Below are 21,889 nucleotides of genomic sequence, written 5' to 3' on the forward strand. Positions count from 1 at the left end.
TCAGCTTGCCCGAAGAGCCCCGGCTCAGCCCGAAGACACCGGGGCGTGTGACAGCGGTCATCGCCTCCGGGGGGTCTGTCAGGGTTTGCGCGCCACCCCGCCGTAGGCGGCGATGTCACGAACCCCGGCCCGCTCGGGATCGGGGCGGCGCCAGTGGGTGATCTTCCCGAAGCCCGGCTCCAGCAGCTCCAGACCGTCGAAGACGGTGCGGAGCTGGTCCTGTGTGCGCGGGTAATAGGGCACACCGCCGGACTTGCTGTACTCCTCACACATCCGTACGTAGTACGGGCTGTCGGTGGTGCCGTCCCAGTGGACCAGATGACTGCCCGGGGGCACCGCGGCCAGCACTGTCCCCACGATGCGCAGCAGGTCGTCGTGGGTCCTGGCATGTCCGAGCACACCCATGAACATCACGCCGACCGGCCGGGTGAGGTCGAGGATGCCGCTGACCTCCCCGAGGATGTGCTCGGGGTTGTTGAAGTCGGCTTCCACGTAGGTGGTGACACCCTCGTCGGTCACGCTGGTCAGCAGGGCCCGTGCGTGGGTCAGCACCAGGGGGTCGTTGTCGACGTAGACGACATGGGCGTCGGGGGCGATGTCCTGGGCCACCTCGTGGGTGTTCCGCATGGTGGGCAGGCCCGTGCCGATGTCGAGGAACTGCCGGATGCCGACCTCGCCGGCCAGATGCTCGACGGCGCGGATCAGGAACTTGCGGCTCTCGGTCGCCATCTCCCCGATGTCGGGGTCGATCTCCAGGGAGGCGTCGCCGACCTGACGATCGATCTCGTAGTTGTCCTTGCCGCCCATCCAGTAGTTCCAGATCCGCGCGGAATGCGGGATGTCGGTGCGGATCTCGTCAGCCACGGGGAGGGTCCTCCAACGTCGTCGGTCACGGACACTCACCATTCAACTACTGTGCGCGCACGGCCCGCAATCGCCGGACGGCGCCTCCGCCCGCGGGGAGGTCACCGGATGTGATCCATGACGCAAAAGCGATGGTGGGGGTGATCTTCTCCCGACCCAATATGTGCTTATGTTTTCCGCCTATGATGCGAGGGTGTTCGATTCCCGGCACATCAAGACGTTCCACGAGGTGGTCAGCGCCGGTTCCTACTCGGCGGCCGCCCGTGCCCTCGGCTATACCCAGCCGGCCATCACCCAGCAGATGAAGGCGCTCGAACGTGCCGTCGGCAGCCCGCTGTTCATCCGGGTCGGCCGCGGGATGCGGCTCACCGAGGCCGGGGAGACCCTGGCCCGGCACGCGGACACCATCCTGTCCAGCATCTCCACCGCCCAGCAGCAGATGAACGCCATCACCCGGCTGCGCTCGGGCCGGGTGCGGGTGTGCGCCTTCCCCAGCGCCAACGCCACCCTCATCCCCGAGGCCATGTCCCGGCTCGCCGCCAGCCATCCGGGGGTGCGGGTGGAGCTGCTGGAGGGTGAGCCGCCGGAGTCGCTGGAGCGGGTGGTGCGCGGCGAGTGCGACATCACGCTCGCCTTCACCTACCCCGGGCTGCATGAGGAGGTCCCCGCCGAACTGGTGGCGATCCCGCTGATGGAGGACCAGCTCACGGTGCTGCTGCCGGCCGGGCATGCGCTGGCCCGGCGGCGCGCGGTCAAGCTGGCCGAGCTCAGCGAGGAGCGCTGGATCGCCGGATGTCTGCGCTGTCGCGCCAACTTCCTGCACGAATGCGCCGAGCAGGGCTTCGCCCCCGATATCGCCTTCACCACCGATGACAACCTGGTGGTGCAGAGCATGGTCGCGGCGGGGCTGGGGGTCGCGATGATGCCGGGTCTGGTGCTGTCGTTCCTGTGCCACCAGAAGGTGACCGGCCGCGCCCTGGACCCCGCCTCGCGGCGCCAGGTCTCGGCGTATGTGCTGCGGGAGCACCTGGAGATTCCGGCGACGGCGCGGGTGCTGGAGGAGCTGAAGACGGTGGCGGGGAACCGGGTCGGCTGCTGACCGCCGCCTGATCCTCGGCTGACTTCCGTCCGACTCCCGCTCGATCCCCACTCGGTCCCCGGTCGATCCCCGCTCGATTCCGGCGGCTGTCCGGAGGGGTCATCCATAAGCGGAATTTAGGGGAGGCCAAGAAACCGTCGTTGGACGTGATGGAGTGCGCGGCCGCACGCTGCCGTTATGACCACCACGCCGATCGAACCCACCGTCTCCCGCGTCACGGCGCGCCTCGGCGCGTTCGTCGACGGCGTACGCGAGGCCGTCGGACGCGGCCTGCCGCCGGACGTCACCGCCTACCTCGTCGGTGAGCGGCTCGCGCCCTTCCTCGGCGCGGACGATCTGCTCACCCCCGAACAGCGCGAGGGGCACGCCGACCGCTACCGCCAGCACGTCCTGCACGCCGAACCGGACGGCAGCTTCTCGATCGTCGCCCTGGTCTGGCTGCCCGGCCAGCGCACCTCGATCCATGACCATGTGTCCTGGTGCGTGACCGGTGTCCACGAGGGCGAGGAGCACGAGCGCCGCTACCGGCTGGTGCCGGACGGGCTGAGCTCGCGGCTGGTCGCCGAGAAGGACGTCGTCAATCCGCAGGGTTCGGTGTGCGGGTTCGCGCCGCCCGGAGATATCCACAGGGTGTGGAACGCCTGCGGGACCAAGGCGATCTCGATCCACATCTACGGCGCGGACATCGCCCGGCTGGGCAGCAGCGTACGGCGGGTGTACGAACTGCCGACGGAGGACGAGCTGTGAGCGCCGCCCGCTCCACCCGTCCGGCCCGTGACGCGGTGACGGCGTGGCGCTGACCGGGGCGCGGGCCGCCGGGCGGCTGACCGCCGTACCTCCCGTGGCGCGCGCCGGAGCCGCCGTACCGGGCCGTGGGCTGCCCGCCCCGACGAAGGGGCTCGCCCTGGCGGCGGCCGGGGTCGCGGTCGCCTGGTGCGTCCACCGGCTGGTACCGGCCGTCCCCCTGCTCACCGCGGCCGTGGTGCTCGGCATCACGGCCGCCCATCTGCCGGGGGTGCGCGGGCTGGTGCGCGGCGCCTGCCGCCCGGGGCTCTCGCTCGCGGGGAAGCGGCTGATGCGGCTGGGCATCGTGCTGCTGGGGCTCGGACTCGGACTCGGCGATGTGCTGGGCCTGGGCTGGGCCACGGTGGCGATGGTGTTCGGCGTGGTCGCGGCCACCTTCTTCGGCACCTGGTGGCTGGGGCGCCGGATGGGGCTGCGCGGCGACCAGCCGCTGCTGATCGCCACCGGCTACTCGATCTGCGGCGCGTCCGCGATCGGCGCGGTCAGCGAGGTCTCGGAGAGCGACGAGCGGGACGTGGCCACCTCGGTGGCGCTGGTGACGCTGTGCGGCACCCTCGCCATCGCCGTACTGCCGCTGCTCCAGGGCCCGCTGGGGCTGAGCGACGCGGAGTTCGGCCGGTGGGCGGGTGCGAGTGTGCACGACGTCGGCCAGGTGGTGGCGACCGCGCAGACCGCCGGGGGCGCCGCGCTGAACGACGCGGTGCTCGTCAAGCTGGTGCGAGTGGCGCTGCTCGCACCGCTGGTCGCGGCACTGGCGCTGTCCGTACGGGCACGCCGGAACGCGACCAGGGCGGCCGTGCAGACCGGCACGGCCGCGGGGGGCGATGAAGCCGGGGACGCGGGGGGTGCGGAGCGGACGGGGACGCGGCGGCCGCCGCTGGTTCCGCTCTTCGTCCTCGGCTTCCTGGCCATGGCGGCCGTACGCAGCACCGGCGTGCTGCCCGCGGCCGCGCTCGACACCGCCGGTGACGTACGCGAACTGCTCCTCGCCGCGGCCCTCTTCGGCCTCGGCAGCGCGGTCCACCTGCCCTCGCTGTCCCGCACCGGGGCGCGGGTGGCGGCGCTGGGGCTGTGCGCGTGGGTGGTCATCGCGGGCGTCTCCTACGCGGGCGTCCTGCTGACGGCCTGACCGTCCGCGCCCTGGGGCGGCCCCGCCCACGGCGGGTCCCGCTCCGGGGGTGCGCCGGACGGGCCGCCGGGCTGGGCCTGCCCCCCCCGGGCCTTAGCGCGCCCCGCGGCGCCCGGCAGCGTGCCTTGCCGCGGCGTAGGGAGCACCCAGGTGCGCCCCGCACGAAGGCGCCCCCTCGCCGTGCGGTCCGCCCCGACGGCGGTAACCCCCGGTGCGCGGCGCGCAGTCCGGCGGATGCGGTGTGAGCCTGGTCCCACCCGGGGGTGGTCTCGTGGCGTACCCCCGAAGCGTGAACGGCGGCACAGGTAGGCTGACGCGGTTCCCGAACGACGCCGCCGAGCCAGCCCGACGGAGACCGTGAGTACTACCGCCGCCAGCACCAGTCACCACCTCTCGCCCGCCTTCCCGGGCCGGGCGCCCTGGGGTACCGCGAGCAAGCTGCGCGCCTGGCAGCAGGGCGCCATGGACAGGTACATCCAGGAGCAGCCGAGGGACTTCCTCGCGGTCGCGACGCCCGGCGCCGGCAAGACGACCTTCGCGCTGACCCTCGCGTCCTGGCTGCTGCACCACCATGTGGTGCAGCAGGTGACCGTCGTCGCGCCCACCGAGCACCTGAAGAAGCAGTGGGCGGAGGCCGGGGCGCGGGTGGGGATCAAGCTGGACCCGGAGTACAGCGCGGGCCCGCTCGGCAAGGAGTACCACGGGGTCGCGGTGACCTACGCGGGCGTCGGCGTCCGGCCGATGCTGCACCGCAACCGCGTCGAGCAGCGCAAGACGCTGGTGATCCTGGACGAGATCCACCACGCCGGTGACTCCCGCTCCTGGGGCGAGGCGTGCCAGGAGGCGTTCGAGCCCGCGACCCGGCGGCTGGCGCTCACCGGTACGCCGTTCCGGTCGGACACCAACCCCATCCCCTTCGTCACCTACGAAGAGGGCAACGACGGTATCCGCCGCTCCTCCGCCGACTACACCTACGGCTACGGCAACGCGCTCGGCGACGGGGTCGTGCGGCCGGTCATCTTCCTCTCCTACAGCGGCAATATGCGCTGGCGCACCAAGGCGGGCGACGAGATCGCGGCCCGGCTGGGGGAGCCGATGACCAAGGACGCGGTCTCCCAGGCGTGGCGCACCGCGCTGGATCCGCGCGGCGACTGGATGCCGAACGTGCTGCGCGCCGCCGACCAGCGGCTGACCGAGGTCCGCAAGGCCATCCCGGACGCGGGGGCGCTGGTGATCGCCGCCGACCAGGAGTCGGCCCGCGCCTACGCCAAGCTGATCCGTGAGATCACCGGCAGCAAGGCCACGCTGGTGCTGTCCGACGAGGCCGCGGCCTCGCAGCGGATCGAGGACTTCAGCCACTCCGAGGACCGCTGGATGGTGGCGGTCCGCATGGTGTCGGAGGGGGTGGACGTACCCCGGCTGGCGGTCGGGGTGTACGCCACCACCATCTCCACCCCGCTCTTCTTCGCCCAGGCCGTCGGCCGTTTCGTACGGTCGCGGCGGCGCGGTGAGACCGCGTCGGTCTTCCTCCCCACCATCCCGATGCTGCTCGGCTTCGCCAATGAGATGGAGGTCGAGCGCGACCACGTCCTGGACAAGCCGAAGAAGGACGGCGAGGAGGAGAACCCGTACGCGGAGGAGGAGAAGCTCCTCGAGGAGGCCGAGAAGCAGCAGGACGAGGACACCGGCGAACAGGACCAGCTCCCCTTCGAGGCGCTGGAGTCGGACGCGGTCTTCGACCGGGTGCTCTACGACGGCGCCGAGTTCGGGATGCAGGCGCACCCCGGCAGCGAGGAGGAGCAGGACTACCTCGGCATCCCCGGGCTGCTCGAACCCGACCAGGTGCAGATGCTGCTCCAGCGGCGGCAGGCCAAGCAGATCGCGCACAGCCGCAAGCGGCCGGACGCGGAGGCCGATCTGCTGGAGATGCCGGCCGAGCGGCGTCCGGTGGTGACCCACAAGGAGCTGCTGGAGCTGCGCAAGGAGCTGAACACCCTGGTGGGCGCCTATGTCCACCAGAGCGGCAAACCGCATGGCGTGATCCACACCGAACTGCGCCGGGTGTGCGGCGGACCGCCGAGCGCGGAGGCCACGGCCGGGCAGATCCGGGAGCGGATCAAGAAGGTCCGGGAGTGGGCCACGCGGATGCGCTGACCGGCGCACGGGATACGCCGCGCGGCGCGCGGGGCGCATCCCGATGGCGGATGAGGGAGTGCGGCGCACGGTCGCACTACCCCTCACACCCTTCACAACCTCTTTTATGGACCGCCGCCAACTCGCCACTCAATATCCGGGCATATGGCGCTAAACACCTCAATTCACAGCCCGAGAGGGCGATGGCGGCGGAAACCTGTGCTCGGATTCTGGACGGACTCTTCCGCTCAGCGGACCGGCTCGCTAGCGTTCGGGCACGCACACGCCCCGTGGCAGCGCCGCCGCGGAGCGCAGCCGGATGCGTAACTGCGTAACCCAGCCACCGCGACCGGCGGCCTCTGCGCGCGCCGTCGTCGGGACCGGCGGTGCACCTCCGCGAAGAGCCGCCCACCCATCACCGAGGAGGGGGCGTCGTGACCGCGGAGACCTCCCAGACGCTCGACCGGGGACTGCGCGTCCTCAAACTGCTCGCCGACACCGACCACGGGCTGACCGTCACCGAGCTGTCCACCAAGCTCGGCGTCAACCGCACCGTCGTCTACCGACTCCTGGCCACCCTTGAGCAGCACTCCCTGGTCCGCCGTGACATCGGTGGCCGGGCACGCGTCGGGCTGGGGGTGCTCCAGCTCGGCCGCCAGGTGCATCCGCTGGTCCGGGAGGCGGCACTGCCCGCGCTGCGCTCCCTCGCCGAGGACATCGGCGCCACCGCCCACCTCACCCTGGTCGACGGCACCGAGGCCCTCGCGGTCGCGGTCGTCGAGCCGACCTGGACCGACTACCACGTGGCCTACCGGGCCGGGTTCCGGCACCCGCTGGACCGGGGCGCCGCGGGCCGGGCGATCCTGTCCGCCCGCGCGGCCCGCGCCGACGATCCGGGGTACGCGCTCACCCACGGCGAGCTGGAGGCGGGCGCGAGCGGCGCCGCCGCCCCGCTGGTGGGGGTGACCGGAATAGAGGGCAGCGTGGGTGTGGTGATGCTCTGCGACGCCGTACCGGAGCGGGTCGGCCCGAGGGTGGTGGACGCCGCCCGGGAGGTGGCCGAGGCCCTGAGCTGAGGGGCGCCGGGGCACTGAGGTGACGGGCGCGGGGCCCCTGAAGGTGACGGGCGGGGAGAAGATCGTCCCGCGCGTCAACTAGATTCACCCCATGCCTGCCGTCTCCCCCCGCGCCCGCGTCCTCCTGATCTGCTCGGCGATCGTGCTCGCCCTGCTGGCGGTCGCCGCGTTCGCCCCGCTGCCGTTCACCGTCGCCCAGCCGGGCACCACGGTGAACGTCCTGGGCTCGGACCGCGGCAAGCAGGTGATCACCATCTCGGGGACCGACACCCGCAGGACCAGCGGACAGCTACGGATGACCACGATCCAGGCGACCGGGCCGGACGCCACCGTGCGGCTGAAGGACGTGGTCAGCGGCTGGCTGGACACCGACCGCGCGGTGATGCCGCGCGACTCGGTCTACGTGGGCGGCACCACCGAGGAGATCGAGCGGCACAACGCCGAGGAGATGGAGAAGTCGCAGTCCACCGCCACCAGCGCGGCACTCGGCTATCTCCACCGCTCGGCGAAGGACGTCAAGGTCACCCTGCGGCTGGCCGATGTGGGCGGGCCGAGCGCCGGACTGCTGTTCTCGCTCGGCATCGTCAACAAACTGGACGGCGACGGCCGCGGTGGCGACCTCACCGGCGGGCGGACGATCGCGGGCACCGGCACGATCGACGCCAAGGGCAAGGTCGGCGCGGTGGGCGGCGTCCCGCTCAAGACTCAGGCGGCCAAGCGGGACGGTGCGACCGTCTTCCTGGTACCCAAGGCCGAGTGCTCGGACGCCGAGGCCGAACTGCCGAAGGGGCTCCGGCTGATCCCCGTCACCACCCTCAAGGGCGCGGTGTCGGCTCTCCAGGCCCTGCGCTCGGGAGGGGCGGTCCCGCGCTGCTGAGCCCGACCGCGGCGGGGCCCGGGGCGTGGCCCCCGGCCACCGGTTCGCGGTCCAGACCGCACCACACCGGGAAGGTCAGCGGGCTCAGCGTCACCAGGAAGTACACCGAGCCGGTCACCAGGAACGCGGTCGTCAGCCCGGCGCCGTCCACCAGATAGCCGGCTGCGAGCCCGCCCAGCGGAATCGCCACCCACACCCCCGAGGTGATCGCCCCCATCACCCGGCTGCGCAGCTCGTCCGGTACGGCCTCGTAGGTCACCGTGGTCAGGATCGGATTGAGCATGCCCGCCGCGATCCCGCTGATCACCATCGTCACGGCGAGCGGCTGGAGGCCGGGGACGAACGCGGCGACCAGGAACCGCGGCAGTCCGCAGAGCAGGAAGCAGACGCCGAAGACGGTACGGCGGGAGAAACGGTCGCCCAGCGCCCCGTAGAGCAGCGCGCCCGTCAGCGCACCCCCGCCGAACAGCGCGGACACCAGCCCGAGATCGACCGAACCGTCGAGGTCGCGTTCGGCGTGCACGGGCAGCAGCACCGAGGAGTAGCCCTGGTCGAGGCCGTTGGTGGCCATCACCATCAGCACGATGGCCAGCAGCAGCCGGTGGTGCAGCAAGAAGGCGTAGCCCTCGCGGAGTTCGGCCCGGTACGCGCGGAGCGAGACCGGGGCCGCCGCGCGGCGCGGGGCGGCGGCGGGCAGTCCGCGCAGCCCCGCCGCGATCAGCAGCGCGGAGACCCCGAAGGTCGCGGCGTCCAGCAGCAGGACGGAGGCCGGACCGAGGAAGGCGATGAGCACGCCCCCGAGGGCCGTGCCCACCATCCGGGCGCCGCGCGAGGCACCGTCGTAGAAGCTGGCCGCGCGGCTGAGGGTGGTGCCCGCCCGTTCGGCCAGCGCCGGCACCAGCACCTCGCGGGCCGTCTCGCCCGGTGCGTGGAGCAGTCCGGCCACCGCCATCAGCGCGCAGAGCTGCCAGAACCGCAGCACCCCGGCGAAGTGGAGCAGCGGGATCGCGGCGACGGCCACCGCGCACAGTGCGTCGGAGGCGATCGAGACCCGCCGCCGCCCCAGCCGGTCGATGACCGGCCCGCCGACGACGGCGGAGACGATCACCGGAAGGGTGGCGCAGAAGGCGACGAGTCCGGCCCTGGCGGCGCTGCCCGTGGTCTGGAGCACGAACCACGGGACGCCGATCAGGGTGAGTGAATTCCCCGCGATGGAAACGGTGTTGGCGGCGAGGACGAGTGCGAGTGGCCGCCGGTCGGGTCTGTCGTCCCCTAATCCTTTGTTGCCGTTCATGGTCCCCCCTGTGCGTCCCGGTCAGTAGTCGAGCCGTGCCGTCAGTGTCGTCCGTGCCGTTCCCGGGCCGCGCGGTGTCGCCATCCGCAGCCCGACCTCCACCAGCGTCCAGCCCACCCGGGTGCGCAGCGGCTGGGCATCGGGGCGGCGGCGCGCGGGAGCTTCCCGGGCCTCGTGCTCAAGTCTTTCGGCGCGGATGCGGTGCAGCCGCAGATGGATGTCGTCGCCGTGCATAGGTGTCCCCCCTGAGGTTCGGTCAGTGCTCGTCGCGTGGGAAGGCGTGCAGATGGATCCGGACCCGGGCCGAGTTCTCGGTGTCCTGGTCCACCTCCTTCTCGCGGTAGCTCTCGATCACTTCATGCAGCTTGTTACGCATTTCCCCGGCGAGTTCGGGCGTCAGCCGGAGTTTGAAGTCGCTCATGTCCGCGGCTTCCCGCCACTCCGTGGACCAGGTGTGGATGCTGCCGATCCAGGTCGACAGCTCCTGGCCGTGCACGGTGGCCCACTCGTGCAGCAGGGTGCTCATCGCTCCGCGCACGGCCGGGTCGGGGTGGGTGTGGAAGTCGTTGCCCACGCGGGTGCCCCGCTGGGCCGGCTTCCACCACCGCTCACGGCCCTTGCCGCGCTCCGGGTCGTCCATGACGAAGCCGTGTGCGGCGAGCTGTCGCAGGTGGTAGCTGGTGGCACCGCTGGACTCGCCCAGCCGCTCGGCGAGTTGGGACGCGGTCGCCGGTCCGTACTCGCTCAGCGCGCCGAGCAGGCGCATCCGCAGCGGGTGCGCGAGCCCGCGCAGGGAGCGCGGGTCGAGCTGCCGTACGTCGTCGGGCAACGGCTTCTCGTTCTGTGCCATGCCTGGAAGCGTAAGCATGCAAAGATTCCGTTGCAAGCACTTCTTTGCAGCGGAACCTTTGGATCCGCGGACAGCCCTCCGGTCAGTCCAGCGCCGCCTGCTGCACCAGCGGGATGATCCGCAGCGGTACCGGGTTCTCCATCACGATCGCCGTCGAGGCCCGGACGATCCCCTCGAACCCCACGACCAGGTCGATCACCCGCTGGAGATCGGCGTTGGAGCGGGCGACCAGCCGGCACAGCATGTCGCCGTGGCCGGTGGTGGTGTGCAGCTCCAGCACCTCCGGGACCCCCGCGAGATGTGTCCGTACGCTCGCCCCCTGGCCCTGTTTGATCTCCAGCGTGGCGAACGCGGTCACCGGATAGCCCAGCGCCGCCGGATCCACCTCCGGGCCGAAGCCGCGGATCACCCCCTGCGCCCGCAGCCGGTCCAGCCGCGCCTGCGCCGTACCGCGCGCCACCCCGAGGCGGCGGGACGCCTCGAGTACGCCGATCCGCGGCTCATCTGCGAGCAGCTCGATCAGCCGGGCGTCGAGCCCGTCGATTCCCATGGACACCTCCCTGCACAGGGTGACCACCCCTGTGATGGTGGTCACCCTGTGCAGAATGCCGCCAGCGGTCGCTGGATGGCTATACAGAGTGCCCAGTGATTTCGCGAACTATTGCGCACCCTGAGTCCCGGGGAGACGCTTCCGGTATGACTGAGATCCTGAACCCCACCCCGTCCACCGCGCGGCAGGCCGATCCCTTCCCGGTGAAGGGGATGGACGCGGTGGTCTTCGCGGTCGGCAACGCCAAGCAGGCGGCCCACTACTACGCCACCGCCTTCGGCATGAAGCTGGTGGCCTACTCCGGACCGGAGAACGGCAGCCGGGAGACCGCCTCCTACGTCCTCGTCTCGGGCAGCGCCCGCTTCGTGTTCACCTCCGTCATCAAGCCCAGCACCGCATGGGGCCGCTTCCTCGCCGGGCATGTGGCCGAGCACGGCGACGGGGTCATCGACCTGGCCGTCGAGGTGCCGGACGTACGCGCCGCGTACGCCTACGCCGTGGAGCACGGGGCCACCGGCATCGAGGAGCCGCACGACATCAAGGACGAGCACGGCACGGTGGTGCTCGCCGCGATCCGCACCTACGGCGACACCCGCCACACGCTCGTCGAGCGCACCGGTTACGACGGCCCCTATCTGCCCGGGTTCGTGGCCGCCGACCCCATCGTGGCACCGCCGGAGAAGCGCACCTTCCAGGCCATCGACCACTGCGTGGGCAATGTCGAGCTCGGCAGGATGAACGAGTGGGTCGCCTTCTACAACCAGGTCATGGGCTTCACCAATATGAAGGAGTTCGTGGGCGACGACATCGCGACCGAGTACTCGGCGCTGATGTCCAAGGTCGTCGCCGACGGCACCAAGAAGGTGAAGTTCCCGATCAACGAGCCCGCGATCGCGAAGAAGAAGTCGCAGATCGACGAGTACCTGGAGTTCTACGGCGGGCCGGGCGTCCAGCACATCGCGCTCGCCACCAACGACATCGTCTCGACGGTCCGTACGATGCGGGCCGCAGGCGTCCAGTTCCTCGACGTCCCGGACTCGTACTACGACACCCTCGGCGAGTGGGTCGGTGACACCCGGGTGCCGATCGACAAGCTGCGCGAGCTGAAGATCCTCGCCGACCGCGACGAGGACGGCTATCTGCTCCAGATCTTCACCAAGCCGGTCCAGGACCGGCCGACCGTCTTCTTCGAGATGATCGAGCGCCATGGCTCGATGGGCTTCGGCAAGGGCAACTTCAAGGCCCTGTTCGAGGCGATCGAGCGCGAGCAGGAGAAGCGCGGCAACCTCTGATCCACCCCCACCGACGGCCCCGGGCGACCCCCCACCGCCCGGGGCCGTCGGTATGCCCGGAAGCGGATGCCGGGCGGCCGCGCATCCGGCTGTGCGGGTCCCGCGAGAAAAATCTGAACCAGGGGTGGGAGGGGCGCCCCCTGCGTCTACACTCTCGGCGATCTGATCACTCCAACATGGCGTGGTCACATGGGAGTTGTGGAGTTCGCATGTCCGAGGACACATCCGACACGGGGCGGCTGACCAGGCGCAGGTTCGCCCTCGCGGGCGGCGCCGCGGCCGCCGGAGCGTTCGCCGCCTTCGCGGCCCGCACCGAGGCGTCGGCGGCGGTCGAGGGGGGCCGGTTCGACCTGACCGTGCCCTCCACCCAGCTTGTGCGCGAGAGGACCCCGCACAACAGCACGGTGCTCCAGTCCTTCGCGTTCGACGACACCAACAAGCACCTCTACACCGTCCAGCTCATGGAGGGCGGGATCCGGCTGGACGGTGAGCCGGGCCCCGTCTCCGGCGCCGACCGGGCCGCGCGCGGCGACCTGTGCCTGACCAGGATGTCGCTCACCGGCACCGAACTGGGCTTCATGTACCTCAAGGGGTTCGGGCACGGTGTGGCCATCGGCTGCGAACCGGCGGGAACCACCGCCCAGCTCTGGGCCGAATCCGACGCCGACCCCGACTCCGGCTACGGGCGCGCCATCAGCCGCTTCCGGTTCGCCGCCGGAACGGTGCTGTCCAGCGGTTCGTCCTCGCTGGTCAAGCATCGGCCGGTACCCGGTTCGACCGCCAACCAGCCCGCCGTCGACATGCTCAACAAGCGGCTGCTGATGCGCTACCGGCTGGGCGGCGTGCCCCGCTACCGGCTGATGGAGCTGACCGACGTCACGGCCGGGCGGTACTCCGCGGTGCACGACATACCCCAGACCGGGGTGGCGGCGGACGAGACCTTCCAGGGCTTCGCGGTGCTCGGCGACTACGTCTACCAGCTCACCGGCACCGCCTACACCGGTGAGGACGGCACCAATCCGCCCTCCGGCCACGGCAACACCTATGTCTCCTGCCTCGATCTGCGCAGCGGCGAACTGGTCCAGCGGGCCCGCACCGAGGCCGCGTACTCGCTCGACTACCGCGAGCCGGAGGGGATGGCGATCCAGCTCACCAGCCCCCGGCGGCTGTGCATGGGCTTCGCCTCGGGAGTCGGGGGCGACCGCAAGGTGAGCGTCTACTACAAGTCCCAGTAGCCCGGCCCGGTCCGGCCCCTCGTCACGGCGGTGCGATCTTCCCCGGCGGGCGGCCGGGTGCGACGCTGGACATATGACCGACCTCATCGAGCTGCTGCGGGAGGGCCTCCCCGAGGAGGCGGTGCTGACCGACCCGGATGTCACCGGGGCGTACGCACACGACATGGCGAGCTTCTGCGAGGCGGGAGCGCCCGCCGCGGTCGTCCTCCCCCGCACCGTCGAGCAGGTGCAGCACGTCTGCCGCACCGCGACCGCCCTGCGCGTCCCCGTCGTCCCGCAGGGCGCGCGCACCGGACTGTCCGGCGCGGCCAATGCCTCCGACGGCTGCATCGTGCTGTCGCTGGTCAAGATGGACCGCATCCTGGAGATCAACCCGGTGGACCGGATCGCGGTGGTGGAACCGGGCGTGGTGAACGCGGCGCTGTCCCGCGCGGTGATGGAGCGGGGGCTGTACTACCCGCCGGATCCGTCCAGCTGGGAGCAGTGCACCATCGGCGGCAACATCGGCACCGCGTCCGGCGGGCTGTGCTGTGTGAAGTACGGGGTCACCGCCGAATACGTCCTGGGGCTCGACGTGGTGCTGGCGGACGGGCGGCTGCTGAGCACCGGCCGCCGCACCGCCAAGGGCGTCGCGGGCTATGACCTCACCCGGTTGTTCGTCGGCTCCGAGGGCAGCCTCGGCATCGTCGTGCGGGCGGTGCTCGCGCTCAAGCCCAGCCCGCCCCAACAGCTCGTGCTGGCCGCCGAGTTCCCCTCCACGGCCACCGCGTGCGACGCCGTCTGCCGGATCATGGAGCGCGGGCACACCCCGTCGCTGCTGGAGCTGATGGACCGCACCAGCGTCCGCGCGGTCAACGCGATGGGCGCCATGGGACTGCCGGAGACCACCGAGGCGCTGCTGATGGCCGCGTTCGACACCCCCGACCCGGCCGCCGACCTCGCCGCCGTCGGGGAGCTGTGCGCGGCGGCGGGCGCCACCGAGGTGGTCCCCGCCGAGGACGCCGCCGAATCGGAACTGCTGCTGCGGGCCCGCCGGATGACCCTGACCGCCCTGGAGGCGGTCAAGGGCGTCACCATGATCGACGACGTCTGCGTACCGCGCTCCCGGCTGGCCGAGATGATCGACGGCACGGCCGCCATCGCCGAGAAGTACCGGCTGACCATCGGTGTGGTCGCGCACGCCGGGGACGGCAACACCCACCCCACCGTCTGTTTCGACGCCACCGACCCGGATGAGTCCCGGCGGGCCCGGGAGTCGTTCGACGAGATCATGGCCCTCGGTCTGGCGCTGGGCGGCACCATCACCGGTGAGCACGGGGTCGGCGTCCTCAAGCGGGAGTGGCTGGCCCGTGAACTCGGCCCGGTGGGAGTGGAGTTGCAGCGCGGCATCAAGGGCGTCTTCGACCCGCTGGGCCTGCTGAACCCGGGCAAGCTCTTCTGATCACCGGGAGGAGCCCGGGCCGGACGGGCTGCCGGACCCCGACGGGGTGGGGGTGGCCGTGCCCGATGCCGTGGGCCCGGGGCGGCTGGTCGACGAGGGCTTGGGAGGCTTGGGCGTATGGCTCGGCCGTCGGCTCGGGGTCTCCTTCGGCGGTGTGCGGGTGGCCGACGGTGATGCGCTGGTCTCCTCGGGCTCCGGTGCGCTGGTGCTCGGGGACGGCCGGGGCGCGGGCGTCGTGGGCGGGGGAGCGGTGAACGTGGGCCGCGACTGACGGCTGGCCCGGTCCGGTGCGCGCGACGCGGACGACGCCGCGCTGCCGGGGGTGGACTCCGGCGGATCGGCCTCCGGCTTCCGGGGCGTTCCGCCGTCCCGCTCGGACACCGTGTGCGACGGGCTCTGGGAACGCTGTGTCAGCAGCAGCGAACCGGCGGCGAGTCCGCCGACCACCGCGAGGGCCGCCACCGCGACCGCCCTGCGGCGCCGCTTGCTCCCGCCGGAGGCACCGCGCCGCCGTGCGTGGGCGGGCTCGGTGAGCGTCAGGGCGCCGGGCCCGAGCTGTGCGGTGAGCGGCGCGACGGTCTCCGGCGCGGGCGCGCCCCCTCTGCGGTCGGGCCCGAAGACCTCTTCGGCGATGGCCTGCGAGCTCAGCGCCTTGGGGTCGGCCGGTCCGGCCAGCGGGTCGTACGCCCCGCATTCCGGACAGGTCACGGCCGCGTTGAGGGTCCTGCGGCACGACGCGCAGTAGTCCATCTGTTGCCCTTCCGTTCGTCGGCACGTTCCGCGCCGCCCCTGCTGGGGCGATCGGCCCGGGTGCGGCTCGGGTTCCGCGCCGGTTGGTGCGGTCCGCCGTCCGGAGCGATGTCACGTCACGGTAACGGCCGACCGGAACGAGGTACGCCGGACCACCCTCAGGTGTTCAACCCCAGCCCCGCTCGACCCCCCACCGTGGCCCGACTCACACCGGCCCGAGGGTGGGTCAACACGGCGGGACGGGTCGGGGGGTGGTGGTGCCGGGGACGGTACGCGGCGGAGCCGGGCCGTCCCTACCGGCGCGTAGGGCTCGCACGGGAGGGTGGCGTGAACGCGTGACGGGCACATGACGGCGTCACGTCTGATAGACCTTGACCCGCGCGCTCCGTGTTGCACTGCGGCTCTTCTACGGCAGACTGCTGAGGCCCCCCACCCGCGAGGCACCGCTCCGGCGCAGCGCAGGAGACACGGCAGACGTAGATATGGGATATCGGAGATCATGAGCGCCTCTACCTCAGGGTCCACGGACGGCAGCTCCATTCCTGGCTTTTATCCGGATCCGTCCATCCCCGGCTACATCCGTTACTGGAACGGCGCGGCCTGGGTGCCGGGCACCAGCAGGCCCGCGCCGGCCGAGGGCGAGTCCCTGCCCGCGCCGCCCCCCGGGGTGACCCACACTCAGGTGCTCCCACCGGTGGGGGACGAGACCGGCCCGATGTTCCTGGACGAGGACCCTTCGCCAGGACCGGCGGAGGGGACCGGCGGGGCGCTGCCGGAGCTACGCCCGCGCGGTGAGATGGACGTCCGGGACACCGGTACCGGGGGCGCGGGGACCGCACCGGTGCCGCCCGGCGGGACGACGCCTCCGGTGGACTGGGACGATCCGCGGCGGCTGCACGGCTCCCGGCCGGAACCCGCGACCGCCTGGCAGGCCGACACCTCACGGCAGGCCGGGTTCGGCGGTGAACAGGACCGACGGATCTCCTGGGGCTCGGAGCACGACGGCCCCGGCGGTGCCCCGGCCGGACCGCTGCCCGGGGTGCCCGATCCGCGCCGTGCGGCGGAGGACCCGGCGAGCGGCGGCGACCAGCGGGGCGGCGGCCCGGACAACTCCACGCTGACCATCCGCGGGGGCGGCGCCCAGCCGCCGAAGGACCGTTCCACCCATGTACTGCCGTCGGTGCGACGGAACCCTGAACTGCCCCCGGCGGACGGCAGGGAGAACACCCCGGCCGCCGACCAGGGCCAGGGCCAGGGGCAGGGGCGGGACCAGGGGACGATGGCGTTCGGCCCGGTCGGCAGTGGCGGAGCGGGCCAGGGCGCCGGTACGGCCGGTCCCGCCGGTGCCGCGCCCCCGGCCCAGCCTCCGCAGCAACAGCGTCCCCAGCCCCAGCCGCAGCCGCAGCCGCAGCCGCCACACCAAGCGCAACAGGCCCAGCTGGCCCAGCAGCCGCAGCCCCAGCCACAGCAACCGCAGCCCCACGGCGGCGTACCCCCGCAGAGCGGTGCCCCGGGCGCACCGGCCTGGCAGCAGCAGGTGCACCAACTCGCGCAGCAAGGCGCCCCGCAAGGCGCCCAGCAGGGCGGGCCCGAGGGCGTCATCCCGTGGAAGCCGCCCGCCGACAACCCCTTCCTCCAGGCCGCGCAGGCCGAGGGGCGGCCCGCCGCGCTCGGCCGCCGGCTGCTCGCCCGGCTGATCGACACCGTCGTCCTGCTCGGCATCGTCGGCGCCGCCGCGCTGCCCCTGTGGAGCAGGGCGAGCGACCACATCGACGAGAAGGTCGAGACGGCGAAGCAGACCGGTGAGACCGTCACGGTCTATCTCCTGGACGGCACCACCGGCGCCTACCTCGGCGCCGTGGCCGGACTGCTGCTGGTCCTCGGCATCCTGCTGGAGGCGCTGCCCAGCGCCGTCTGGGGCCGCACCCTGGGCAAGAAGCTGGCCGGGGTGCGGGTCCTGGACATCGAGGGGCACGACAAGCCGTCGTTCGGCGCCGCGCTGCGCCGCTGGCTCGTCTACTCGGTGCTGGGACTGCTGGTCATCGGGGTGCTGAACGTGCTCTGGTGCCTGTTCGACCGCCCGTGGCGGCAGTGCTGGCACGACAAGGCGGCGGGCACCTTCGTGGCGGCGTCCGGCTGAGGCGGATGGACCATCCGGGTCGCCCGAACGGGGTGTGCCGGATGCGGTGACCCCGGCTCCGGGTTCGACTCGGGCCATGAGCACCGACCAGCCGCCCCCCGGGGCCGATGAGCCCCGGGACCGGGGCAGCGATCCGTTCGCCAAGCATCCGCCGACCGAGGGCACCTCCGAGGGCACCGGCGGTACCGGGGGTACCAACGGCACCCCGTACGGCGAACACCGTGACGAGGGCGATCCGCTCGCGGGTATGCCCCCGCTGGCCCATCTGGGCCGCCGTCTGATCGCCCGGATCATCGACGCGCTGCTCATCGGTATCCCGGTGGGGCTGATCATGGCCGCGATCCTGGGCGGATACGACCCGGTGGACGGCAGCGCCCGTTCGTCCAGCGTCACCGTGGTGTACGCGCTGGTGTACTTCGTCTACGAAGGATTGATGCTCACCCGCTACGGCCAGACAGTGGGGAAGAAGGCGATGAAGATCCGGGTGGCGATGCTGGAGAACGGCCAGCCACCGGTCGGTCAGCCCGGCTGGGTGCGGGCCGGGGTCTATGCCCTCCCCGAGATCGTGCCCTGTTGCGGGTTCATCTTCTGGCTGATCAACGTCTTGTGGTGCACCTGGGACCGGCCGTATCGGCAGTGTCTGCACGACAAGGCGGCCAAGACCGTGGTGGTGTCCGCCGCGCCCTGACGCCGGATCCGCGCGAAGCCGCCACCGACCCTGAGCTACCGGGCGGCCAGGGGCTGCTGATGTAATCGGGGCATGAGCCCCGAGCCGCTGTCGCCACCGCAGACTCCCCAGCTCCCCGGGATGCCCCCGCTGGCGACGCCCGGTCAGCGCTTCGCCGCGCGGCTCGTCGACACCCTCGTCCTCGGAGTTCTCTGGGCGGTCGCCCTGGCGGCGACCGGTGCGCTCCAGTACTCGATGGACCACCCGGGCGAACAGGACATGGCCAGGGTGACCCTGGCGCTGGTGCTCACCATGGCGGTCTATTTCGGCTACGAGGGCACGATGCTGTCCCGCACGGGCCAGACGCTCGGCAAGAAGCTGCTGCGGATCCGTGTCGCGATGCTCGCCGACGGGGACGTCCCGGCGCGCCGGGGCTGGGTGCGGGCCGCGGTGTACGCCCTGCCGGGGATGCTGGTGCCGGTGCTGGTCGGCACGGTGTTCTGGCTGGTCAACTCGGTATCGCTGTACTGGGACAAGCCGTACCGGCGGGCGCTGCACGACAAGGCGGCGCGGACCGTGGTGGTGACGGCGTGAACCGGGCGGTCTCAGCCGTGGAACGAGTGCTCGCCGACGCCCGCCGTACCGGCTGAGGCGCGCGCCGCGGTACCCGCGCGCGGCCGGTGCGCACGGACCGCACGGGAGCCCCGGGGCGTATGGGGCGCACGGGCCGCGCGGGCGAACGGGCCGGTGACGGCCACCAGGAGCCCGAGCAGCAGACCGGCCACCGCGATGATCCCCACCCACAGTGCTGACCTGGCCTGGGACACCAGCAGCAGGGCGAAGGTCGAGACGATGACGGTGGCCGAACCGTAGGCGAGCTGTGCAGGAGTCGGACGCGGCATGGCGAGATCCGTCCTCAAGGCATCGGTATGCGGGGGGTTATGCGTCTGGCAGGAGTCAGGCTGATGTGCACAGCCCAAATGACTCTACGGTGCTGGATGCCCGACGGGGAGCGCCGGTAAGCGTGACCTCACCCACGGTGCCGTTGCATGAGGGGCGCACGGAATCATCACGCCGTCCAACTGGCGAGATGGGCGCGCCCGTTGACGTTCGGTGACCGGTATCCGGCGGACCGGTTAACGTACTTGTCCTACCAATCCAAGTCAAGGTCTGTCTTTTCTCCTGCCACTCCGGTCAAATGTCCGCACCGGCGTAAAGGGGAGGAATCAACAAGTGAAGAGTCAACGGAGGGCGGCCAGATCGGCTGCCATAGCCACGGTGGTGACCGCGCTCGGTGCTGCGGCCCTGTCCACCGGCATGGCACAGGCGGACACCCCGTCTACGCGAGTTGAGCGTCAGGACCCGGCGCCCGCGAAGACGGATGTGAAACACGATCTGGCCGGCCCCTACAGCAAGACGCAGGACGCGCAGCGCGAGGAGGCCCTGCGTCAGGTCATCTCCGGGGACGCGAAGACCGCCAAGCGCGGCGGCTCGCAGGTGGTGAAGCTCGGCAAGGGGAAGTACGTCGAGCTGGCCCGGGAGAAGACCGACAAGATCTTCACCATCCTGGTCGAGTTCGGCGACAAGGTCGACAACACCACGATGGTCGACCCGGACGGCGACGGTCCGAAGCCCCCGGTGAAGAAGTACGGCGGTGACCCGGGCCCGGCGCACAACACCATCGCCGAGCCGGACCGCAAGGACGACAACAGCACGGACTGGAAGAAGGACTTCAACCGCAAGCACTTCCAGGACATGTACTTTTCCAAGGACAAGAAGAAGGAGTCCCTGAAGAAGTACTACGAGCGGCAGTCCTCCGGCCGGTACTCGGTCGACGGTGAGGTCTCCGACTGGGTCAAGGTCGACTGGAACGAGGGCCGTTACGGGTCCAACTACTGCGGTCAGACCAACTGCTCCAACGCCTGGGACCTGATCCGCGACGGGGTCAACCAGTGGGCCAAGGACCAGAAGGCGGCCGGCCGTACCGACGCGCAGATCAAGGCCGATCTGTCGAAGTACGACCAGTGGGACCGCTACGACCACGACAACGACGGCAACTTCAACGAGCCCGACGGCTACATCGATCACTTCCAGATCGTGCACGCCGGTGAGGACGAGTCCGCGGGCGGCGGCGCCCAGGGCGAGAACGCGATCTGGGCCCACCGCTGGTACGCCTACGGCACCGACGCCGGCCGCACCGGCCCGGCCGAGAACAAGGCCGGCGGCGCCCAGATCGGTGACTCCGGCATCTGGGTCGGCGACTACACCATGCAGCCGGAGAACGGTGGCCTTGGTGTCTTCGCCCACGAGTACGGCCATGACCTCGGTCTGCCGGACGAGTACGACACCAGCGGCAAGGGTGAGTCGTCGGTGGCCTTCTGGTCGCTGATGTCCTCCGGTTCCTGGCTGGGCACCGGCAAGGACTCCATCGGTGACCTGCCCGGTGACATGAACGCCTGGGACAAGCTCCAGCTCGGCTGGCTGAACCACGCGACCGCCAAGGCGGGCAAGAAGTCGACCCACACCCTGGGTGTCGCGGAGTACAACACCAAGGACAAGCAGGCGCTGGTCGTCGAGCTGCCCGCCAAGCCCGTCACCACCGAGGTGGTCAAGCCCGCCGAGGGCGCCAAGCAGTGGTGGAGCGGGATGGGGGATGACCTCAAGAACACCCTCACCCGCTCGGTGGACCTCACCGGCAAGTCCAAGGCCACCCTGGACCTCCAGGGCTGGTGGGACATCGAGGAGAACTACGACTACCTCTACGCCGAGGTCTCCACGGACGGCGGCGCCAACTGGACGCCGGTGGACGGCACCGCGGACGGCAAGGCCATCCCGCGGGACGCCGGTGACAAGCCGGCCCTGACCGGCACCTCCGGCGCGTACAAGAAGCTCTCCTTCCCGCTGGACGCCTACGCGGGCAAGAAGATCGACCTGCGCTTCCGCTACCAGACCGACGGCGGGGTGGCGCAGAAGGGCTTCGCCGCCGACTCCCTCACGCTGACCGCGGACGGCTCCCCGGTCTTCTCGGACAACGCCGAGGGGGACGACAACGGCTGGACCAGCAAGGGCTTCTCGCGAATCGGCAGCTCCTTCACCAAGGACTACCCGCAGTACTACCTCGCGGAGAACCGCCAGTACGTGTCGTACGACAAGACCCTCAAGACCGGTCCGTACAACTTCGGCTGGACCTCCACCCGTCCCAACTGGGTCGAGCACTTCCCCTACCAGAACGGTCTGCTGATCTGGAAGTGGGACACCTCGCAGCCGGACAACAACGTGAGCGCCCACCCGGGCACCGGTCTGATCCTCCCGATCGACGCGCACCCGACCGCCGAGAAGTGGGCCGACGGCTCGCTCATGCGAAACCGGTTCCAGGCGTATGACTCGCCCTTCAGCTCGTTCCGCAGCGACGGCTACACCGTCCACAAGGACGGCAAGGCCGCGAAGATCAAGAGCAAGACGGGCATTCCGGTCTTCGATGACGGTAAGAACACGTACTGGGACAGCAGCAACCCCACCGGTGGCGTCAAGATTGCTGACACCGACACCCGGATCAAGATCCTCAAGGAGCGCAAGGACGGCTCCAAGATGACCGTACGCGTCGGACCGTCAGCTTCATAGTTCAACAAAACTGCGTTTTCGCAGGTCAAAACGGTAGCGGCCGTCGCCCCCTAGCGGGCGGCGGCCG

At 71.1% G+C, this 21,889-nt stretch carries 20 protein-coding genes; 13 read left to right on the forward strand and 7 right to left on the reverse strand.

The genetic code is table 11. From position 1 onward, the window contains the following. Positions 1–78: 78 nt before the first annotated feature. Positions 79–906 carry an SAM-dependent methyltransferase gene (locus NMK44_RS28530; protein WP_302888738.1) on the reverse strand — a complete coding sequence of 276 codons (828 nt, stop codon included), beginning with the start codon at positions 904–906 and terminating at the stop codon, positions 79–81. 151 nt (positions 907–1,057) lie between these two features. Between NMK44_RS28530 and NMK44_RS28535 the strand changes: the two genes are divergently transcribed. The 6 genes from NMK44_RS28535 (at position 1,058) to NMK44_RS28560 (ending at position 7,982) form a co-directional block, all read left to right on the forward strand. Further along, positions 1,058–1,963: a LysR family transcriptional regulator gene (locus NMK44_RS28535; protein ID WP_254748329.1), complete on the forward strand. Its 906-nt coding sequence runs from the start codon at positions 1,058–1,060 to the stop codon at positions 1,961–1,963. A gap of 177 nt (positions 1,964–2,140) precedes the next feature. After that, the gene (locus tag NMK44_RS28540) at positions 2,141–2,710 is read left to right on the forward strand and encodes a cysteine dioxygenase family protein (protein ID WP_254748331.1); all 570 of its coding nucleotides are present in this window, start codon (positions 2,141–2,143) and stop codon (positions 2,708–2,710) included. 43 nt (positions 2,711–2,753) lie between these two features. Next, the gene (locus tag NMK44_RS28545; RefSeq protein ID WP_374215358.1) at positions 2,754–3,896 is read left to right on the forward strand and encodes a YeiH family protein; all 1,143 of its coding nucleotides are present in this window, start codon (positions 2,754–2,756) and stop codon (positions 3,894–3,896) included. 357 nt (positions 3,897–4,253) lie between these two features. Then, positions 4,254–6,050, forward strand: a complete 1,797-nt coding sequence (locus tag NMK44_RS28550) for a DEAD/DEAH box helicase (protein WP_254748333.1) — start codon at positions 4,254–4,256, stop codon at positions 6,048–6,050. Positions 6,051–6,463: 413 nt separating this feature from the next. Beyond that, positions 6,464–7,105 carry an IclR family transcriptional regulator gene (locus tag NMK44_RS28555; RefSeq protein WP_254748335.1) on the forward strand — a complete coding sequence of 214 codons (642 nt, stop codon included), beginning with the start codon at positions 6,464–6,466 and terminating at the stop codon, positions 7,103–7,105. 91 nt (positions 7,106–7,196) lie between these two features. After that, a complete protein-coding gene (locus tag NMK44_RS28560) occupies positions 7,197–7,982 on the forward strand; it encodes a S16 family serine protease (protein ID WP_254748337.1) in 786 nt (261 codons plus the stop codon). On the opposite strand, the gene NMK44_RS28565 is transcribed toward NMK44_RS28560, so the two are convergent. The 4 genes from NMK44_RS28565 to NMK44_RS28580 form a co-directional block, all read right to left on the reverse strand. Further along, entirely contained in the window at positions 7,921–9,276 is a 1,356-nt protein-coding gene (locus NMK44_RS28565) for an MFS transporter (RefSeq protein WP_254748339.1), read from the reverse strand. The two genes, NMK44_RS28560 and NMK44_RS28565, sit on opposite strands and share 62 nt — an antisense overlap. A gap of 21 nt (positions 9,277–9,297) precedes the next feature. Then, positions 9,298–9,510: a hypothetical protein gene (locus NMK44_RS28570; RefSeq protein WP_254748342.1), complete on the reverse strand. Its 213-nt coding sequence runs from the start codon at positions 9,508–9,510 to the stop codon at positions 9,298–9,300. Positions 9,511–9,532: 22 nt separating this feature from the next. After that, positions 9,533–10,126 (reverse strand): ArsR/SmtB family transcription factor, encoded by a 594-nt coding sequence (locus NMK44_RS28575; RefSeq protein WP_254748344.1) that lies wholly within the window; start codon positions 10,124–10,126, stop codon positions 9,533–9,535. Positions 10,127–10,208: 82 nt separating this feature from the next. After that, positions 10,209–10,676: an Lrp/AsnC family transcriptional regulator gene (locus tag NMK44_RS28580; protein WP_254748410.1), complete on the reverse strand. Its 468-nt coding sequence runs from the start codon at positions 10,674–10,676 to the stop codon at positions 10,209–10,211. A 146-nt stretch (positions 10,677–10,822) separates the two neighbouring features. On the opposite strand from NMK44_RS28580, the gene hppD reads away from it, so the two are divergent. From hppD to NMK44_RS28595, 3 genes are all read left to right on the forward strand, one after another. Beyond that, positions 10,823–11,968, forward strand: a complete 1,146-nt coding sequence (hppD, locus tag NMK44_RS28585) for a 4-hydroxyphenylpyruvate dioxygenase (protein ID WP_254748355.1) — start codon at positions 10,823–10,825, stop codon at positions 11,966–11,968. A 209-nt stretch (positions 11,969–12,177) separates the two neighbouring features. Further along, a complete protein-coding gene (locus NMK44_RS28590; protein ID WP_254748357.1) occupies positions 12,178–13,203 on the forward strand; it encodes a phage baseplate protein in 1,026 nt (341 codons plus the stop codon). A 73-nt stretch (positions 13,204–13,276) separates the two neighbouring features. Beyond that, positions 13,277–14,644 carry an FAD-binding oxidoreductase gene (locus NMK44_RS28595; RefSeq protein WP_254748359.1) on the forward strand — a complete coding sequence of 456 codons (1,368 nt, stop codon included), beginning with the start codon at positions 13,277–13,279 and terminating at the stop codon, positions 14,642–14,644. Here the strand turns inward: NMK44_RS28595 and NMK44_RS28600 are convergent, their stop codons facing one another. After that, positions 14,645–15,394 (reverse strand): SCO2400 family protein, encoded by a 750-nt coding sequence (locus NMK44_RS28600; protein WP_254748362.1) that lies wholly within the window; start codon positions 15,392–15,394, stop codon positions 14,645–14,647. Between the two features lie 499 nt (positions 15,395–15,893). Here NMK44_RS28600 and NMK44_RS28605 point away from each other — a divergent pair, with 499 nt between their 5' ends. From NMK44_RS28605 to NMK44_RS28615, 3 genes are all read left to right on the forward strand, one after another. Further along, entirely contained in the window at positions 15,894–17,534 is a 1,641-nt protein-coding gene (locus tag NMK44_RS28605; RefSeq protein WP_254748364.1) for an RDD family protein, read from the forward strand. 76 nt (positions 17,535–17,610) lie between these two features. Next, positions 17,611–18,222, forward strand: a complete 612-nt coding sequence (locus NMK44_RS28610; protein ID WP_254748366.1) for an RDD family protein — start codon at positions 17,611–17,613, stop codon at positions 18,220–18,222. Positions 18,223–18,294: 72 nt separating this feature from the next. Beyond that, a complete protein-coding gene (locus NMK44_RS28615; protein WP_254748377.1) occupies positions 18,295–18,795 on the forward strand; it encodes an RDD family protein in 501 nt (166 codons plus the stop codon). An 11-nt stretch (positions 18,796–18,806) separates the two neighbouring features. Here NMK44_RS28615 and NMK44_RS28620 read toward each other — a convergent pair whose 3' ends face one another. Then, entirely contained in the window at positions 18,807–19,103 is a 297-nt protein-coding gene (locus tag NMK44_RS28620; RefSeq protein ID WP_254748390.1) for a hypothetical protein, read from the reverse strand. Positions 19,104–19,434: 331 nt separating this feature from the next. Between NMK44_RS28620 and NMK44_RS28625 the strand changes: the two genes are divergently transcribed. Beyond that, positions 19,435–21,822 carry an immune inhibitor A domain-containing protein gene (locus tag NMK44_RS28625; protein WP_254748392.1) on the forward strand — a complete coding sequence of 796 codons (2,388 nt, stop codon included), beginning with the start codon at positions 19,435–19,437 and terminating at the stop codon, positions 21,820–21,822. The last annotated feature ends 67 nt before the right edge of the window (positions 21,823–21,889 follow it).

The organism is Streptomyces cucumeris (genome assembly GCF_024295805.1).
Classification (GTDB): Bacteria; Actinomycetota; Actinomycetes; order Streptomycetales; family Streptomycetaceae; genus Streptomyces; species Streptomyces cucumeris.

Excerpts from the sequence above, each read along its gene's own strand:
- NMK44_RS28530 (WP_302888738.1), bottom strand. The coding sequence starts at position 906 with ATGGTGAGTGTCCGTGACCGACGACGTTGGAGGACCCTCCCCGTGGCT.
- NMK44_RS28540 (WP_254748331.1), top strand. The coding sequence starts at position 2,141 with ATGACCACCACGCCGATCGAACCCACCGTCTCCCGCGTCACGGCGCGC.
- NMK44_RS28560 (WP_254748337.1), top strand. The coding sequence starts at position 7,197 with ATGCCTGCCGTCTCCCCCCGCGCCCGCGTCCTCCTGATCTGCTCGGCG.
- NMK44_RS28565 (WP_254748339.1), bottom strand. The coding sequence starts at position 9,276 with ATGAACGGCAACAAAGGATTAGGGGACGACAGACCCGACCGGCGGCCA.
- NMK44_RS28570 (WP_254748342.1), bottom strand. The coding sequence starts at position 9,510 with ATGCACGGCGACGACATCCATCTGCGGCTGCACCGCATCCGCGCCGAA.
- NMK44_RS28575 (WP_254748344.1), bottom strand. The coding sequence starts at position 10,126 with ATGGCACAGAACGAGAAGCCGTTGCCCGACGACGTACGGCAGCTCGAC.
- NMK44_RS28580 (WP_254748410.1), bottom strand. The coding sequence starts at position 10,676 with ATGGGAATCGACGGGCTCGACGCCCGGCTGATCGAGCTGCTCGCAGAT.
- hppD (WP_254748355.1), top strand. The coding sequence starts at position 10,823 with ATGACTGAGATCCTGAACCCCACCCCGTCCACCGCGCGGCAGGCCGAT.
- NMK44_RS28590 (WP_254748357.1), top strand. The coding sequence starts at position 12,178 with ATGTCCGAGGACACATCCGACACGGGGCGGCTGACCAGGCGCAGGTTC.
- NMK44_RS28595 (WP_254748359.1), top strand. The coding sequence starts at position 13,277 with ATGACCGACCTCATCGAGCTGCTGCGGGAGGGCCTCCCCGAGGAGGCG.
- NMK44_RS28600 (WP_254748362.1), bottom strand. The coding sequence starts at position 15,394 with ATGGACTACTGCGCGTCGTGCCGCAGGACCCTCAACGCGGCCGTGACC.
- NMK44_RS28605 (WP_254748364.1), top strand. The coding sequence starts at position 15,894 with ATGAGCGCCTCTACCTCAGGGTCCACGGACGGCAGCTCCATTCCTGGC.
- NMK44_RS28610 (WP_254748366.1), top strand. The coding sequence starts at position 17,611 with ATGAGCACCGACCAGCCGCCCCCCGGGGCCGATGAGCCCCGGGACCGG.
- NMK44_RS28615 (WP_254748377.1), top strand. The coding sequence starts at position 18,295 with ATGAGCCCCGAGCCGCTGTCGCCACCGCAGACTCCCCAGCTCCCCGGG.
- NMK44_RS28620 (WP_254748390.1), bottom strand. The coding sequence starts at position 19,103 with ATGCCGCGTCCGACTCCTGCACAGCTCGCCTACGGTTCGGCCACCGTC.